General features: G+C 67.6%; 21 protein-coding genes. 4 read left to right on the top strand and 17 right to left on the bottom strand.

All coding sequences use genetic code 11. The annotated features are described in order from the left end of the window. Positions 1–6: 6 nt before the first annotated feature. From DQW50_RS16265 to DQW50_RS16235, 7 genes are read right to left on the bottom strand one after another with little or no spacing between them, the layout of a single operon-like run. Complete coding sequence (locus tag DQW50_RS16265) at positions 7–705, bottom strand: DNA cytosine methyltransferase (protein ID WP_112080311.1); 699 nt, start codon at positions 703–705, stop codon at positions 7–9. A gap of 33 nt (positions 706–738) precedes the next feature. Beyond that, the gene (locus DQW50_RS16260; protein ID WP_112080310.1) at positions 739–1,371 is read right to left on the bottom strand and encodes a hypothetical protein; all 633 of its coding nucleotides are present in this window, start codon (positions 1,369–1,371) and stop codon (positions 739–741) included. After that, positions 1,368–1,592, bottom strand: a complete 225-nt coding sequence (locus tag DQW50_RS16255; RefSeq protein WP_112080309.1) for a hypothetical protein — start codon at positions 1,590–1,592, stop codon at positions 1,368–1,370. The genes DQW50_RS16260 and DQW50_RS16255 overlap by 4 nt, the downstream gene beginning before the upstream one ends. Beyond that, positions 1,589–1,942 (bottom strand): hypothetical protein, encoded by a 354-nt coding sequence (locus tag DQW50_RS16250; RefSeq protein ID WP_112080308.1) that lies wholly within the window; start codon positions 1,940–1,942, stop codon positions 1,589–1,591. Before DQW50_RS16250 ends, DQW50_RS16255 begins: the two co-directional genes overlap by 4 nt. Next, on the bottom strand, positions 1,939–2,235 hold the full coding sequence (locus tag DQW50_RS16245; protein ID WP_112080307.1) for a hypothetical protein: 297 nt from the start codon (positions 2,233–2,235) through the stop codon (positions 1,939–1,941). The genes DQW50_RS16250 and DQW50_RS16245 overlap by 4 nt, the downstream gene beginning before the upstream one ends. Next, positions 2,228–2,590: a hypothetical protein gene (locus DQW50_RS16240; protein WP_112080306.1), complete on the bottom strand. Its 363-nt coding sequence runs from the start codon at positions 2,588–2,590 to the stop codon at positions 2,228–2,230. The genes DQW50_RS16245 and DQW50_RS16240 overlap by 8 nt, the downstream gene beginning before the upstream one ends. After that, the gene (locus DQW50_RS16235; protein ID WP_127341355.1) at positions 2,583–2,876 is read right to left on the bottom strand and encodes a hypothetical protein; all 294 of its coding nucleotides are present in this window, start codon (positions 2,874–2,876) and stop codon (positions 2,583–2,585) included. Before DQW50_RS16235 ends, DQW50_RS16240 begins: the two co-directional genes overlap by 8 nt. A 444-nt stretch (positions 2,877–3,320) precedes the next feature. Here DQW50_RS16235 and DQW50_RS16230 point away from each other — a divergent pair, with 444 nt between their 5' ends. From DQW50_RS16230 to DQW50_RS16215, 4 genes are all read left to right on the top strand, one after another. After that, positions 3,321–3,563, top strand: coding sequence for a transcriptional regulator (locus DQW50_RS16230; protein WP_241964467.1), 243 nt, complete (start codon positions 3,321–3,323; stop codon positions 3,561–3,563). Between the two features lie 408 nt (positions 3,564–3,971). Next, positions 3,972–4,151, top strand: a complete 180-nt coding sequence (locus DQW50_RS18270) for a hypothetical protein (RefSeq protein WP_112080303.1) — start codon at positions 3,972–3,974, stop codon at positions 4,149–4,151. Next, positions 4,141–4,338, top strand: coding sequence for a hypothetical protein (locus tag DQW50_RS16220; protein WP_127341354.1), 198 nt, complete (start codon positions 4,141–4,143; stop codon positions 4,336–4,338). The genes DQW50_RS18270 and DQW50_RS16220 overlap by 11 nt, the downstream gene beginning before the upstream one ends. Further along, positions 4,335–4,901, top strand: coding sequence for a hypothetical protein (locus tag DQW50_RS16215; RefSeq protein ID WP_112080301.1), 567 nt, complete (start codon positions 4,335–4,337; stop codon positions 4,899–4,901). Before DQW50_RS16220 ends, DQW50_RS16215 begins: the two co-directional genes overlap by 4 nt. A 61-nt stretch (positions 4,902–4,962) precedes the next feature. Here DQW50_RS16215 and DQW50_RS16210 read toward each other — a convergent pair whose 3' ends face one another. The 10 genes from DQW50_RS16210 to DQW50_RS16165 are packed head-to-tail and all read right to left on the bottom strand — an operon-like array spanning position 4,963 to position 12,977. Then, positions 4,963–5,652: a hypothetical protein gene (locus DQW50_RS16210; protein ID WP_112080300.1), complete on the bottom strand. Its 690-nt coding sequence runs from the start codon at positions 5,650–5,652 to the stop codon at positions 4,963–4,965. A gap of 48 nt (positions 5,653–5,700) precedes the next feature. Further along, positions 5,701–6,198, bottom strand: coding sequence for a CAP domain-containing protein (locus DQW50_RS16205; RefSeq protein ID WP_157964888.1), 498 nt, complete (start codon positions 6,196–6,198; stop codon positions 5,701–5,703). Between the two features lie 41 nt (positions 6,199–6,239). Then, a complete protein-coding gene (locus DQW50_RS17945) occupies positions 6,240–6,602 on the bottom strand; it encodes a hypothetical protein (protein ID WP_157964887.1) in 363 nt (120 codons plus the stop codon). 58 nt (positions 6,603–6,660) lie between these two features. After that, the gene (locus DQW50_RS16195) at positions 6,661–6,984 is read right to left on the bottom strand and encodes a hypothetical protein (RefSeq protein ID WP_112080298.1); all 324 of its coding nucleotides are present in this window, start codon (positions 6,982–6,984) and stop codon (positions 6,661–6,663) included. Next, the gene (locus tag DQW50_RS16190; protein ID WP_112080297.1) at positions 6,981–7,346 is read right to left on the bottom strand and encodes a hypothetical protein; all 366 of its coding nucleotides are present in this window, start codon (positions 7,344–7,346) and stop codon (positions 6,981–6,983) included. The genes DQW50_RS16195 and DQW50_RS16190 overlap by 4 nt, the downstream gene beginning before the upstream one ends. Further along, on the bottom strand, positions 7,343–9,043 hold the full coding sequence (locus DQW50_RS16185) for a phage holin family protein (protein ID WP_127341353.1): 1,701 nt from the start codon (positions 9,041–9,043) through the stop codon (positions 7,343–7,345). The genes DQW50_RS16190 and DQW50_RS16185 overlap by 4 nt, the downstream gene beginning before the upstream one ends. After that, the gene (locus tag DQW50_RS16180; RefSeq protein WP_112080295.1) at positions 9,040–9,309 is read right to left on the bottom strand and encodes a hypothetical protein; all 270 of its coding nucleotides are present in this window, start codon (positions 9,307–9,309) and stop codon (positions 9,040–9,042) included. The genes DQW50_RS16185 and DQW50_RS16180 overlap by 4 nt, the downstream gene beginning before the upstream one ends. After that, the gene (locus DQW50_RS16175; RefSeq protein WP_112080294.1) at positions 9,309–9,569 is read right to left on the bottom strand and encodes a hypothetical protein; all 261 of its coding nucleotides are present in this window, start codon (positions 9,567–9,569) and stop codon (positions 9,309–9,311) included. The genes DQW50_RS16180 and DQW50_RS16175 overlap by 1 nt, the downstream gene beginning before the upstream one ends. Continuing rightward, positions 9,559–11,958, bottom strand: coding sequence for a hypothetical protein (locus DQW50_RS17940; protein ID WP_157964886.1), 2,400 nt, complete (start codon positions 11,956–11,958; stop codon positions 9,559–9,561). Before DQW50_RS17940 ends, DQW50_RS16175 begins: the two co-directional genes overlap by 11 nt. Before the next feature lie 2 nt (positions 11,959–11,960). Further along, on the bottom strand, positions 11,961–12,977 hold the full coding sequence (locus DQW50_RS16165) for a hypothetical protein (protein ID WP_112080293.1): 1,017 nt from the start codon (positions 12,975–12,977) through the stop codon (positions 11,961–11,963). Positions 12,978–13,069 lie beyond the last annotated feature (92 nt).

Here is a 13,069-nt window from a genome sequence, read left to right as displayed (position 1 = left end):
AGTCGGTCATTCGCGCACCTCCGCGAGTGAGGTCTGCTCGGGGACCGCGCCATCGAGCGCGCGCTCGCAGGCGTCACGGATCGCGGCCGACAGTTCGGCCGGGACCTTCGCGCGTTCGGCGGGGTCGCGGACGGCGTCGCCCATCCCCGACCCCCACGCGTCAACCATGTTTCCAGCGCCGCCATGCTCTTGGTCCGTGTTGTAGGCGTGACAGCGATCGCCGTAAGAACACGAAAGCGGGACGAACGCGCTCGGATGTTCGCCCCAGAGGTCGGTCGGTTTCATGTACTCCGTGCCGTACTGACAGTACGTCACGCGGGCTGTTGGTTCGCCGATGATCTGGCGGAGATACCCCTGTGGGTTCTCGACGAACCAATACTGCGGGTTCAAGCCCCGGATCAGCCCCAGCGTGTGGTAGACGAGCGCCACCGCGTCGCGCGCGTCGTCGGTCTGTGGCTCGCCACCGACGAACCGTTCAAGCGACGACGCCGCGATCGAGAACTGCGTACACGGTGGGCTCGCGAGCACGACGTCGAACTCGGTCTCGAAGTCGCTCGGCCGCAACTCGAAGACGTCGGCCTGGATGTCGGGCTCGAACCGGGCGTCGATCTCGACGGTCGTTACCTCCCACCGCTCGGAGTCGGCGAAGGCCTGTGAGAACCCGCCGAGACCGGCGAACAGGTCGAGGACGGCGTATTCGGTCATTCGCGCACCTCCTCGAGCGTCGCCTGCGCGTCGTCAGTCATCGCGAACCACCCACTCACCGACAGCCCCGCGACGCTCGTATGTCAACGCCGGCTCGTCGCTGTCACACGCACACTCGCCGCGGACGTGGAACTTGAGCGTTTGCTGGCTCCGCTTGTCGTCTATCCCCTCCGCCATCGATCGCGCACCGCGTAGTTCGCGCCGCCAGCGCGCGCACTCGTCGACGCTGACCGTCGGTGTTTGCGGGACCGACACACCCACTGCGTCCGTGCCGTCATCGCCCGACGCCGATTGGCTGGTCACCGCTTTGCGCCGCACGTCGGTGAGCGTCGCCTGCTCGCCGTCACGTTCTTCCTCGCGGCTCGGCGCGGGCTCGTCGAAGTGCTCGCCACAGTTGGTACACTTGAACTGCTCGTCGCGCTTGTGTGTCATCTCGAGCGCGCCGGGCTTCGAGCGGATCTGGGTGCTCAGACAGTCGGGACAGCGCGGGAGTTGATCCACGTCCCGGCTCGTCTGCCGCTCGGCGATCCTGAGTGCCTCCCGGAGCGTCGACGCCGGCGAGCGCGCCACGAAGTCGTCGGGGGCGATCTCACGCAGCGGGGCGTCGTCGGGGATGCGCAGGCGCGGGCGGTCGTCGATGAAGGTGTCGGGGCGATCGGCGCTCATGCCCGCTCACCCAACTCAACGACACGCGTATCCACATCCTGTTTGCCTGCTTTCTTATACGCGTATTCGGTGGCCTTTTCCTCGGCGTCGTCCCCGTAGAAGTACCGAAGGTGGTACCGGCCGGCGATGCCTTCAGCGAGCCCGATGCCGTCGTATCGCGTGACACGAGTTCCTTTTCCGGTGCTCCGCACTCGATACACAATTTCCTGTCCGATGGTCATCGCCGCTCACCCCGCGTCATCAGGTCGTGGTCGTCGCGGACGCCGTGCTCGCGCGTCAGGACGTACGTCGGCTTTCGCCCGGTGTCGATCGTGAAGCCCGCGGGCTCGAACATCGCCAGCAGGTCGTCACCGTGAACCCACTCGCGGACGGTGTGCGTCCCATCCCACACCTCGAAGCGGGCGGTCCCGGTAGTCGTCTCCCGGTAGACGCCGGTGACGTGTGCGAGGTGGCGGTCACGCTTCTTTCCACAGCACCGCCGGTTGTCGGCGTCGCGCGTGTCGTACAGGACCGCGCCGCGGCCGATGTAGCCGCTCGGTTCGGAGATGGGGTCGCATCGAAGCGCGTTCATTCTCTTTCACCCCCGTCGGACGCCACGATGAACGCCCCGTCAACGTCAGGCGACAGCTCCGCGTCGAGCAGTTGCGCGACCTCGCGGAGTTCCCGCCGCGCGCTCGCGGTCGTCACGTCGCCCGTCAGCGTCGCCTCGAGCCGCCTCGCGAGGTCGGGCCGGCCACCCTGCCGGAGCTTCAACTCCGCCGAGAAGACGCGCGTCTCGGCCGTTGCGCGGTCCTGCTCGCGCGAGCGCGTCACGGCGGTGGTCAGTGACTGCCGTGCGGCCTCGACACGATCGAGGTTAGTCATCGGCCTCACCCCCTTCTTCGCTCGCGAGTTCACTCACGTCGCCAGCGGACAGCTTATCTTCGTCGTTGATGTCCTTCCACGAAATACGCCCCAGATCGAGGTCCTTCACGAACCGCTCAACGACGGTGTCACGGTACTCGTCATTCTGGCGGATGAAGGCAAACGCGTCGCCCGTGACCACGTCTTCAGAACGGCTCTGCCGCCGGACAGTCGCGTATCGGATGTACTCACCCCGCCAGCCCTCGTCGGCGAGTAAGTGCCCCTCACCGTCGAACCGCGTCAGCATAAGGTAGCAGTACACACCCTTTTCCGGGAGGTGAAGCCGGACAGTTTTCGTCTCGTACGTATCAGTCATCGCCAGCCACCTCCGCGATCCGGTCGGCGAGCCGTTGCTCGCGCGGCAGGCGGGCGTCGTCGGCGCGGGCTTCGAGCCGCCGCATCGACAGGGAGATGTTGCCGCGCTTGGCGACGTGCTCACAGCGGTCGTCACACGCGGGACACGCGGGCAGGAGCCCGTCGCGGTCGGCGTACAGCCGCCGGAGGTGCCGGCGCATCGCTGTCGACGGAGCCCACTGGTCGGCTGCCACGCCACAGCGACAGCGGAGCGAGCGCGGCTCCCACGCGGGGCGCTCGTCAGTCATCGTCGGCCTCCGTGTCGTCGTCGCCGATGGTCAGGTGCTCGAACTGCCGCTCGATCTCACACTGCTTACACAGCCGGCCCTGGCAGGCGGCGCTACAGCGCTGGCAGGTCATTGGTCGCCCTCCGCGAACTCGTGAAGGTGGAACTGCGCGACATCGTGGTACGCGCGGTCCGCGCGCGTGATCACAGCCAATGCGTCCGTCGATGAACGGGAATTAAGCCCGTCCGAAACGTGTGCTGACATGGTCGTTAGCCAACGACCACCGGGACTGGGGCTGCGACCCCGGCCCGGAACTTCTGCGGTTCCGAGCGCGCCCGGCGAGTCGTTACTGCCGTGTCTCTCAGCCATCCTCTTAACTCTATTGACGGTACCGTGAACTAAGCACCATATATAATTAACTGACCGGGACGAATATGTAGTGTATGAGTGAATCTGTGAACGACTGTGACCCTCTGGGACAGGCCTGAGTGGATGAGCCGGACCGATTACCGGATTCTCGAAGCCCTGGCCGACGCGGAGATCCTCGCCGTCCAGTCGCCGGCGATCGTCGCGTTCAACTTGGATATCACCCGCGAGTGGGCCTCCCAACGACTCGGCGAGCTGGGCGAGCGCGGACTCGTCGAGAAGGTCGCCGACGGCAAATACCGGATCACAGACGCTGGCCGTGCCGAAGTGACGGAAACGTGAATGAAAACGGTAACTTTTACAGTCTTCTGTCCAACTCGGATCCGCCGGTCGCGTACAGGTGGCTGGCATGAGCTGACCGCGGACAGGGGGAGATCACAGGTACCAACTGACGCCTCCCCCCCGACTCGCGTAACGATAAATCGGTTATCTACCCGTCACTAAAAGTGTTAGGCCACCCCTAACTGAAAGTAGTCGGCGTGAAAGCGACGTTTTCTGATCGCGAAGCCGTGTCGGTAATATGGTGACTGATCCGGGTGCGGTGTGGCGGTTTTCGGGGTGTGTCAATCGCCAGTATGAAGTGGGTGGATATCGTATAGATCGACAGACACACCCGTCGCTCGCGGGCGATATCGGCAGAATCGCCGGGTGCCTGAAACACCCAGCGACGGGTTGTGTCTGCGAAGAGACATGGCGACATACGAACCCCGTGGGGATAAATCCTCACACAGAACCGAGAGACGCATCGCTGGCCCGCTCCCGGAGTACAACCGCTTCGATGAGTACACGGGGGCCGACTACTACCGCTGCCGTCGCTGCGGCGCGGAAGCCCTGCGGCGGATCGACTTGGAGGCCTGCTGTGAGTCCTGAAGCGATCGTGGTTCGGGAACGCCCGCTCGAGGACGGCCCGACGCGGCGGGTCGTCTACGAGCGCCACGCCGTTCCGGGCCACTACGAGCGCAGAGAACAGCTGTGGCGGCAGTCGATCGGCGACTGGCACACCGTCGGCACCGAACTCGTCGCCGACGTGACGATCGAGCGGCCGGAGGAGCGATGAAGCGTCGCACCCTGCTGCGGACGAGTGCGACGGCGCTCGGCGGCTCGGCGGCGACGCTGGCGGTCGTGTCCGCCGGCAGCGATGACGCCCGCGCCGAGACCGCGCTCACCCTGGATGTGGTGGGCGACTCGGCGGAGATGGGCGCGGATGCGTCGCTGGCGGCGGTGACGCTCGCGCTGACCACGGAGTGGGCCTATGAGTTGCCGGAGTCCGCGAGCCCGCAGACCGTGGTCGTCGAGATCGCGGCTGGGGCCGACGGCGACGAGCCGGTCGTCGCCGACAGCGCGGAGTCCGCACAACTGTTCACGACGGCCGAGGGTGAGGAGAGCTTCGACGTGGACTTGTTGGGGACCGACGCGTTGTCAGCGGACGACGTGAGCACCGACGGCACGACCGACGTGATCGTTGAGGCACGCCTGCGCGTCGAGGATGGCGACGGCGAGGCGCTCGCCCGTGAGACCGCAAGCGACACGGCGACGCTGGAAGTGTCGCGCGAGGGCCTGGACGCCAGCGAGTACGGGTCGGTCGGCGGCTCCGGGTCGCTGACGATCGAGACCGAATAGCGGTTCCGAGCGGTTCTTATTTTTCAAGCGGTGTGTGGTGAATTAGGCGTTCGATTAACCCTCAGAACTCAGCGCCCTTATGGGTCGCAACAACGCTAAATGTCTCCCCCACCCCGTCGATCTGGATCTCGGTGTTTTGTCCGTCGCGAGAATATGTCCGCGTTGGTGGGGTGCCACGGAGATCGGTTTTTGTCTCGTTGACAATTCTGTTCGAGCCCATGATTAATGTGTCATAAAAAATGGCGTCAATCCCATCAGCCCCCATAATGGTGAGTTCAGCGGCTGACGGAGAGGCAGCGTTCGACATCACGTCAACTGTCGAATTATCGGCAACGGCGGAGACCGTCGCAGCTTCTTCAAACACATTATCTGAGTTAACAAAGCGAGTTGGAGATGTTGCGTCGGCGGATATTGTGTTGATTATTGTTTCATCTGTACTGACCGTTCCCGCGTTCTCGATGTCGTTCCCGTTCATCGCCAGGGAACTCGTCACGCCGTTCGCGACGTTCAGATCGTACGCGTACGCGTCCACGGGCTCGCTCGCGGTCCCCACCTGGCCCGCCGCCTGGGCGCTCGCGGGATCGACGCCGAGCGCCATGAGCGCGCCCGCGCCGAGCGTGCCGGTCGCCGCCGCGGCGAACTGCCGGCGGGACAAGATTACGCGGTCGCCGTGGGTGCCGGTGGGGAGCCGCGGGGCGAGCTTCGTGGCGAGGTCGTCGAGCTGGTCGTCGGAGAGTTGCGCTGGGTCCATACCGGGGCGGTCGCGTCGCAGGCGCGTAAAAAGGTGCGTGCCGGGGGTTCAACAGAACACGGCCGTCGCGAAAAAGCGGTCGTCATCGCCGATCGCGACGCCGACGCCGACGCCCTGCCAGCGCGGCGCTTCGAGGATCTCGCGGTGGCGCGACGACAGCGTCCACCCTTCGACGACGTACCCCGCGAGTTCCTCGGGGCGGTAGGTGTACCACACGCCGTCGCCGCCTTCGTTTTTCATGCGCCCGGCTTCCCCGCGGTGGAGTATCTCGCCCGCTGAACACCCGGCGCGGTCGCTGGCGTCGTCGCCCTCGGGCGTGGTGTGTGAGTAGTACTCGCGTGCGAGCATGTCGCGGCTGTGCTCGCGGGCGGCACTCGTCAGCGCGTCCGTGACGTCGACGGGGGCGACGCCCGCCTCCGTGCGTGCGTCGTTGATCAACTCGTGCGCCTCGGCTTCGGCCTCGCGCGGCTGATGGCCGCGGTCGGCCTCGGCGAGACAGCCGGCGAGTGCGGTCGCCCCGACGACGAGCGCGCTCCGTCGGTTCATGACCGCGCCTACGCTGGCTGTCATGAAAAAGTACCGCCCGCCTACTCGGGCTGGACGGCCGACTGTCGCGCCCGCGCCCGCGACAGGTCCTCGGGGGAACTCCACAGTAGCCCCCACACCACACCGACGCCGAACAGCCACGGGAGCGTGACGCCGTCGAACGTCGCCAGCAACGCGGCCGCGCCGGCGACGCCGAGCGCGAGCGGGGCTTTCCGGACGGCCTCGCTCCGCCAGCGGCCGTTGGTGCGATACTCGACGTACGGGCCGCCGGCGACGCCGCCCTGCCAGCCGACGCCGACCACGTCGCCGACGGCGGTCGCGACGAGCGCGTGGGTCGCCTCGTGGGCGATCGTGCCGATGAGCCCGCCGCCCATCGCCGCCGCGGCGTACGCGAGCGGGGTCACGGCACACCCCGAAAATGGAACCCGGTTTCGGGACCGCAACCCCGGGGGTTGACCCGGGTCATGTACCGCTCCGGAACGCGATCAGGAGGCCCAACCCACCCAACAGCAGGAGGACGCCGATCAGTGCGAGGTTAACGAGCGTCGCCGGGAGCAGGCCGAACATCACCCCGCCGAGGAGGATCGCGAGCACCGACGGGAGCACGACCGACCCGCTCGTCACGAACAGCGACAGTTCGAGCCCGCCGAAGATGAGGCTGAACAGCAGTAACTTCGTCGCGGGGTCGCCGCCGGTCATGACACAGTCCCACCCGACGATGAAGTGCCCCTCGAGGAAGAACTCCTGAAGGCTGTCGTACGTCGAACAGGTGACGGTCCCGGTCATGCGAACCGCCCCGTGAGCGCGTGGAGGATGTCTCGCCCGACGATCAACCCGGCCGGTGCGAACAGGAACACCAGGAACGGCTCGGGGATGCCGGCCGCGGCCATGAGCAACGGCCCGGCGATGACGGCCCGGCCGATCGCCTCGACGGCGTTCGCGGCCGCGGCGAAGCTCCCGAACAGCGTGTCGGCGAGCCCACCCGACGCCTGGATGCCGTTCATCGCGGCCTGTGCGTCGCCGAGGGCGGCCGTGGTGCCGGTGGGGCTTTCGACGCCCCACGCGGCCGTGACGCCGGTGACCTCAAGCAACACCGCGCCGCCGTTGAAAAAGAGCATGAACGTGGTGATCGCCCAACTTTTTCTCATGTGGTAGCACCTCGTGCCCGACGGCCAATATACGCTAACACCGCGATGAACATCGCGAGCGCGACCATGATCCCGCCGGTCGAATCGGGCAACCAGCCGATCATGAAGAAGAACCCGCCGGTGCCTGCGACGGCGATACCGCCGACGCCGGGGTTCGCCGCCCCGAACAGCCCCGCGACGACGAACAACCCGAGCATGCTCACGACCGTCTGCCACTGTCCGGAGAGTTCCGGCCCGACGGGGAGTTGGTCACTCGAGACGGGGCGCTGTGCGGAGACGGTCTCGCCGTCGCCACGCGTGGCGTTCCACCGCACGATCCACACCGTGTCCGTCTCGTCGGGCGGCACCGTCTCAGTGACGGTGACGTTGCCGGCGGCGGTCTCGTCAAGGAGCACGTTCGATTCGTTGCCGCGCTCCACGATCTCGTAGTCGATCGATTGGGTCTCGCGCGTGTCCCGCCAGATGAACTCGATCTCGTCGCTCGTGTCCTCGTTTGCGGTGTACCGCGCGGTCCAGTCGATCCCCTCCACGTCGCTCACGCTGTCGAACTCGACGTCTTCGACGGTGAGCGTCACTTCTTCACTTTGCGTCGGCGTGAACTCGCCGAGTTCGCGGCGCGCGCCGCTGTCGGGGTCAGTGACGATGACGCGGTAGCGCTGGTCTCTTTCGAGTATCGTATCGTAGCCGTTGAGCCCGACGCGGTCGCCGGCGACCGGCACGAACTCCGTGCCGTTGCCGAAGTCGATCGGCCGTTCAAGGACGATCTCAGACTGTTCGGTGTCGAACTGATTGGATGGGTCTTCAAGCGTGAACCGCGGTTCGACGGTGTCGATGTCGGCGTCGACGGGCAGCAGGTAGGCCGTCTGGTCATCGAGCAGGCTCTCGATGATGATCTGCCGTTGGACGAACTTGTTGTCGCCAGCGTCGACGCTCACGGAGAAGCGCTCGTCGGCCGGGAGCCCGGTCATGTCGATGACGCCGTCCGTCGTCGACCGGCTCTCAACGGAGCCATCACTGCCGAAGAACTCGACTTCGACGGTGATCGGGTCCGACTCGTTTTGGACGAGGTCGTTCGTCATCAAATCACGGATCTCGAGCTGGCTCGGACCGTCCTGAAGCCGCAACTCGTTCTGCCCGGCGTCGAGTTGAAGCTCGACTTCGCCGTCGCTCGTGTCCGTCTCGCCGGCGACCGGCTCGCCGTTACTGTCGACGGCCTGGATGCCGTCGGGGTTGTCGAGGTTGTTGACGGTGATCGTCGTCTGTGAGGCCGCGACGACTTCGAGGTCGGTCTCGCCGTCATCGAGCGTCACGTCGTGGACGATGATGTCGGTCGTGCCGTTCTCGATCGTGACGTCGCTCGAGAGGTCATCGCGCCGGAGCGTGATCGGGTTGCTCGTCGCGTCGATGTTGCTCACCTGCATCGACTCGCCGTCGAACGCGGCCGCGGGCAGTTGGACGCGGCTGTCGCCGAGCGACTCGACTTCGACCGGACCGCTGGCCCAGGTCGCATCGTCCGGGAACGGCGACGCCGCGATCTCGCGTTCGTCGCCGAGTTCGACGGTGAGCCCGGAGTTGGTCTCGTAGACGACGCCACTCGACGAGGTGTGGCTCGGCCCGGTCAGCGCGAACGCCGCCGAGGACTGAAGCAGGAGCAACACGACGAGCATCGTCGCCAGCGCACTTCGGCAGCGGCTCATACGCGCCTCCGTACCCGCCGCCGTTCACGGCGAAAGTAGAACACGACGGCGCTGATCACGCCACTCCCGAGCACGACCAGCACCGCCCACTTGAAGATCGAGTTGAACAGCGAATCGACGAACCCCTGTGCGTCGATCTGGGAGTTCTGGACGGCCTGGTCTTGAACGAATATCTCGGCGACAGGCTCGAGGATACTCGGCGCGACGATCCCAAACATGACGATCGAGGAAAACGCAACGACGATGACGGTCGCGATCCCGCGCATTAGCTAACCCTCCGTTCAGCGGCGGCGGCTCCGAGCAGTTGGAAGAACGCGAGGAACACGATGATGAACGGGAGTGCGTCCCAAAACGCCGTTATCCAGTCGCGGCCCTGTGCCGCCTGTGAGGTTTGTGTGATGTCACTGCTCGTCGAGACGAGCGTCTCAAACGGGCCGTTGAGCACACCAAGGATCAGACCGGCCGCGGCCAGCCCGATGAAAAAAATCAGCATGTTTCGCGCGAGCGCGGCGCGCTCACGGACCATTTGGACCACCCAGGTCTGTGATGTCCTGATCGACCGCGTCAAGGCTCCGAACCGAGAACTCCACAGTTTCCTTGTCGAACGCGAATGCGGTGTCGGTTGTGTCGTCCGTCTCCACGTCGAACTCCGGCAGGTCGATGTTCGGCCGCGGTCGGCCGCGCGGGATGGTCACCCCGCCGGAGCGCACCGGCGTTCGTGTCGTCTCCGTGCCGCCGCTCGTCGACGAGCGCCCCGTGAGGTCAGTCGTCGTGCGGGTGGTGCTCCGCGGGCTCGACGCCGGGCGGTTGCCGACCGTCGTCTGTGCGGTCACGGTTGTCATCGCCTGCTCGCCAGTCATCTCGTCGCCGCCCGGCCCCGCGCCGGTGTCGGTGTCGGTCGGCGTGTCCGTGTCCGTGGGCGTGCCGACGTCGTCGTCGAGCCCGGGTTCCGTGTCGGTGTCCGTATCCGCGCCCGGAGTTCCCGCCCCCGGTTCGGTGCCGGGCATGCCGATGCCGATGTCGTCGAGCCCGAGGCCGTCCAGGTCCGTCTCGCCGAACGCCTCGGGGACGCCGGCCGCCGTCGACCGCGCTGAATCGGAGCCGCCGGGGGCGATGCTGGTCGGGTCGTTGACGGCCCCGATCGTGCCGAGCCCCGCGCCGGCTGTTCCGGCGTTGCCCGTGCCAACCGCGCCGGTCTGGGCCGCGGTGACCGTCGCCCGGAGGTCCTCCGTCGGGACGTTGCCCTGCCGGTTCAGCCCCGTGATCTCCGGTGGGACGGACTGCCCCGGCGACGACGTCCGTCGGGCTGGCCCGGCCGGCGTCGGCGCGTCCGGATCGTACGTCGGCCCACGGCCACCCGTCCCGATCGGGTCCACGTCGGTTGTCTCGTCGACGACGCCCGCCTGGACCTGCCGCTCGCGCGTCGCCTGATCGCGAAGCATCGCCTGGTCGATGTCGAGTTCCTGTTGACGGAGGTCGGCCTCGAAGTCGGTGCCGGACTGGACCCCACTGCCGTCGAACGTGCCGCCGCTGTCGTCGCCGTCCGGACGCTGGCGGCCGGTCGTCGTCCCGCGTGTGTCGGCGCGGAACTCTCCGAGCCGCAGATCGAGGTCGCCAGCGTCGGCGTCGAAGTCGAGATCACTCGCGGCGCGTCGCCCGGCCCCGGCGGCGGCTCGGGTGCCTCTCGCGGCCACGCCGAACGCCGCGCCGGTCGCGACCAGCCCCGCGCCCTGGACCGCCACGTCACGCGGGTTCTCACGCGCCTCGGCGACAGCCGCTCGCGTCACGTCCGGTGCGGCCCCGGCGGCCTGTCCCGCCACGTCGCCGGCGGTGGCGGCCGCCTCGGGACCGCCCTCCGCGAGGAACCCCACGCCCTGTGCGGTGAGGTCCGCGGCCGTCAGCGCGTCGCTCGCGATGCCCGCCGGGTTCGACGCCTCCGCGCTCGCGACCGCGGTGTCCTGGATGTCTTCGCCCGTGACGCCGAGCGGGCCGATGAGGCCGAAGTTGCTCGGCTCGACCGCCTCGGGGTCGCCCTCCTCGAGCCGGTCGGTCACCTGCCGCTCGAACGCAGTTTCGAGCCCGGTCAGTCGGTCGTCGAGTGCGTCCGCGCGACTCTCGCCGTCAGGCCCGTCACCGAACACCGCGGAACCCGCAACGCCGGCCGCGACCCCCGGGGGTGAGGCGGCCAGACCACGGACGCCTAAGCCGACCGCGGTCGCCGCTGGGCCGGCGTCGCCCGTGTCTGCCGCGAAGTCGGTGACCGTGTCGAAGTCGGCGTCGGGTGGATCGTCCACGCCCGCGTTCCGACGCTCGCGGGCGTCGCCGGGCGAGACGTCCACACTGTCCACCTCCGTGTCGAGCGTGACGCTGTCGACGGGTGAGGCACCGACACGCGTCGACGCACGCGCGTCATCCACGGCGCGGTCGACGGTCACGTCCGACGGCACCTCGGAGTTGAGGTCGTCGGTCAGTGTGACCTCGTCGACGCCGGTGTCACCGACGCGCCGGGAGGCCACGGCGTCGTCCACAGCGCGACCGACCGTCACGTCCGACGGCGTCGTAGACTGCGGCCGCAGGCGCTGACTCGCGATCGCGTCGGTCACGGCTGTCTCGACGGTTCGATCCGACGCACCGGAGTCCGACCCGGAGTCGCCGCCGGAGCCGCTCGAGCCACTCGAGCCGCTCGAGGAGCCGCTGGAGTCGTCCGGGCCATCATCGGCGTCGCCACTCCCGCCGACGCGCCTGGACGCCTCCTGGTCCTCCTCAAACTCCCGCTCGCGGTCCGGCTCGTCGTCCGGCTCGCCGCTCCCGCCGACGCGCCTGGATGCCTGCTGGTCTGCCTGCGACGCCGAACTGCTGGAGTCGTCGAGGTCGATCGTGCCAACGCTGACGGATTGGGTGTTGTCGTCCGCCATGCTCACCGCCTCCGCCGTTCAAACGTGGCCTCGAAGCCGCCATCGGACGGCTCGAGTTCGACGTCGGCGGGGTCGACCGTGTCGCCGACCTGGTCGCTCAACTGGTCGGCCGCGACCTCTCGCGTCGGGCCCTCCGCGAGCCCGAAGCCGTCGCCGGTCTCGCGGATGTCACTGCTCGGGTCCAACTCGCCCGCCCCGAACGGCTCGAGGTCGGCCTCGAACTGCCGGGCGGCGACGCGGCGCTGTGCCTCGGCGTCGAGCGTGAACCCGTCGTCGGTCGCCGTGACGTCGTCCGGGCCGGCCTCTCGAAGCGGCGTCTCGGCGGCGAACTGCCGCCCCGCGCGGCGTCGTGCGCCCTGATCGGAGAGTCCGGCGCGCTCGATGCCCTGGGCGGACACGTCAGCCGAGAAGTCGCCCGGCTCGGCGAACTCGTCGTCTTCGGCGAGTTCCTGGCGCGTCCGGTCGGCGACGTCGTCGCGCCGGTCGTCGGCGACTTCGATCCCCGAGACGCCACCCGGCCCGACTTCGACGTCGAGATCGCGGCCCTGGATGAAGTCAGTATCGGCCGCGGTCTCGCTTCGCGCTCGCGCCGCGATCTCGTCGGTCGCGTCCGGGTCGGTCCGTGTCTGGACGCCCTCGCGCGGGTCGGCGTCGACCAGGGTGTCCGCCGGCTCGACGAACGGCCGGTCGGCGGCGAAGTCCATCGCCAGCTCGTCGCGGCCGGTCTCGTCAGGCACGAAGCCGAACTCACTGCCGCGCTGGTCGAGTTGGATCGGCTCGATGTTGCCCGCATCAAGCTCGAGCGCGCCGGCGAAGACATCTCGCTGTTCGGCGATTGCCTCTCGAGCACGCTGGGCCTGCTGGCGGCGCTGTTGGAAGGCCGTCGTTGCCCGGTCTCGAAGCCGCGTCGAGCCCTCCGAAGCCTGCTGGCGCTGTTCTTGAAACGCCGAGCGAGCGCGGTCACGAAGCCGCGTCGAGCCGTCTTCTTCCTCCTCCAGTTCGCTTTCGTCGGCGCTCATCGTTACCGCCTCCGCCGCTGGTTCTGGATCCGACCGTTCGATTTGTGGATGACGAGCTTGTCACCCCCCGACGAGAGCCGCTTTGCGGAGCG

It is taken from the genome of Halorubrum sp. 48-1-W, assembly GCF_003287355.1.
Taxonomy (GTDB): domain Archaea; phylum Halobacteriota; class Halobacteria; order Halobacteriales; family Haloferacaceae; genus Halorubrum.
Note: the sequence above shows the minus strand (reverse complement) of the source record. Positions and strands in the feature narration are given on the sequence as shown.

Coding starts and splice junctions, on each gene's coding strand:
- DQW50_RS16265 (WP_112080311.1), bottom strand. CDS start 705: ATGACCGAATACGCCGTCCTCGACCTGTTCGCCGGTCTCGGCGGGTTC.
- DQW50_RS16260 (WP_112080310.1), bottom strand. CDS start 1,371: ATGAGCGCCGATCGCCCCGACACCTTCATCGACGACCGCCCGCGCCTG.
- DQW50_RS16255 (WP_112080309.1), bottom strand. CDS start 1,592: ATGACCATCGGACAGGAAATTGTGTATCGAGTGCGGAGCACCGGAAAA.
- DQW50_RS16250 (WP_112080308.1), bottom strand. CDS start 1,942: ATGAACGCGCTTCGATGCGACCCCATCTCCGAACCGAGCGGCTACATC.
- DQW50_RS16245 (WP_112080307.1), bottom strand. CDS start 2,235: ATGACTAACCTCGATCGTGTCGAGGCCGCACGGCAGTCACTGACCACC.
- DQW50_RS16240 (WP_112080306.1), bottom strand. CDS start 2,590: ATGACTGATACGTACGAGACGAAAACTGTCCGGCTTCACCTCCCGGAA.
- DQW50_RS16235 (WP_127341355.1), bottom strand. CDS start 2,876: ATGACTGACGAGCGCCCCGCGTGGGAGCCGCGCTCGCTCCGCTGTCGC.
- DQW50_RS18270 (WP_112080303.1), top strand. CDS start 3,972: ATGGCGACATACGAACCCCGTGGGGATAAATCCTCACACAGAACCGAG.
- DQW50_RS16215 (WP_112080301.1), top strand. CDS start 4,335: ATGAAGCGTCGCACCCTGCTGCGGACGAGTGCGACGGCGCTCGGCGGC.
- DQW50_RS16210 (WP_112080300.1), bottom strand. CDS start 5,652: ATGGACCCAGCGCAACTCTCCGACGACCAGCTCGACGACCTCGCCACG.
- DQW50_RS16205 (WP_157964888.1), bottom strand. CDS start 6,198: ATGAACCGACGGAGCGCGCTCGTCGTCGGGGCGACCGCACTCGCCGGC.
- DQW50_RS16195 (WP_112080298.1), bottom strand. CDS start 6,984: ATGACCGGGACCGTCACCTGTTCGACGTACGACAGCCTTCAGGAGTTC.
- DQW50_RS16190 (WP_112080297.1), bottom strand. CDS start 7,346: ATGAGAAAAAGTTGGGCGATCACCACGTTCATGCTCTTTTTCAACGGC.
- DQW50_RS16185 (WP_127341353.1), bottom strand. CDS start 9,043: ATGAGCCGCTGCCGAAGTGCGCTGGCGACGATGCTCGTCGTGTTGCTC.
- DQW50_RS16180 (WP_112080295.1), bottom strand. CDS start 9,309: ATGCGCGGGATCGCGACCGTCATCGTCGTTGCGTTTTCCTCGATCGTC.
- DQW50_RS16175 (WP_112080294.1), bottom strand. CDS start 9,569: ATGGTCCGTGAGCGCGCCGCGCTCGCGCGAAACATGCTGATTTTTTTC.
- DQW50_RS17940 (WP_157964886.1), bottom strand. CDS start 11,958: ATGGCGGACGACAACACCCAATCCGTCAGCGTTGGCACGATCGACCTC.
- DQW50_RS16165 (WP_112080293.1), bottom strand. CDS start 12,977: ATGAGCGCCGACGAAAGCGAACTGGAGGAGGAAGAAGACGGCTCGACG.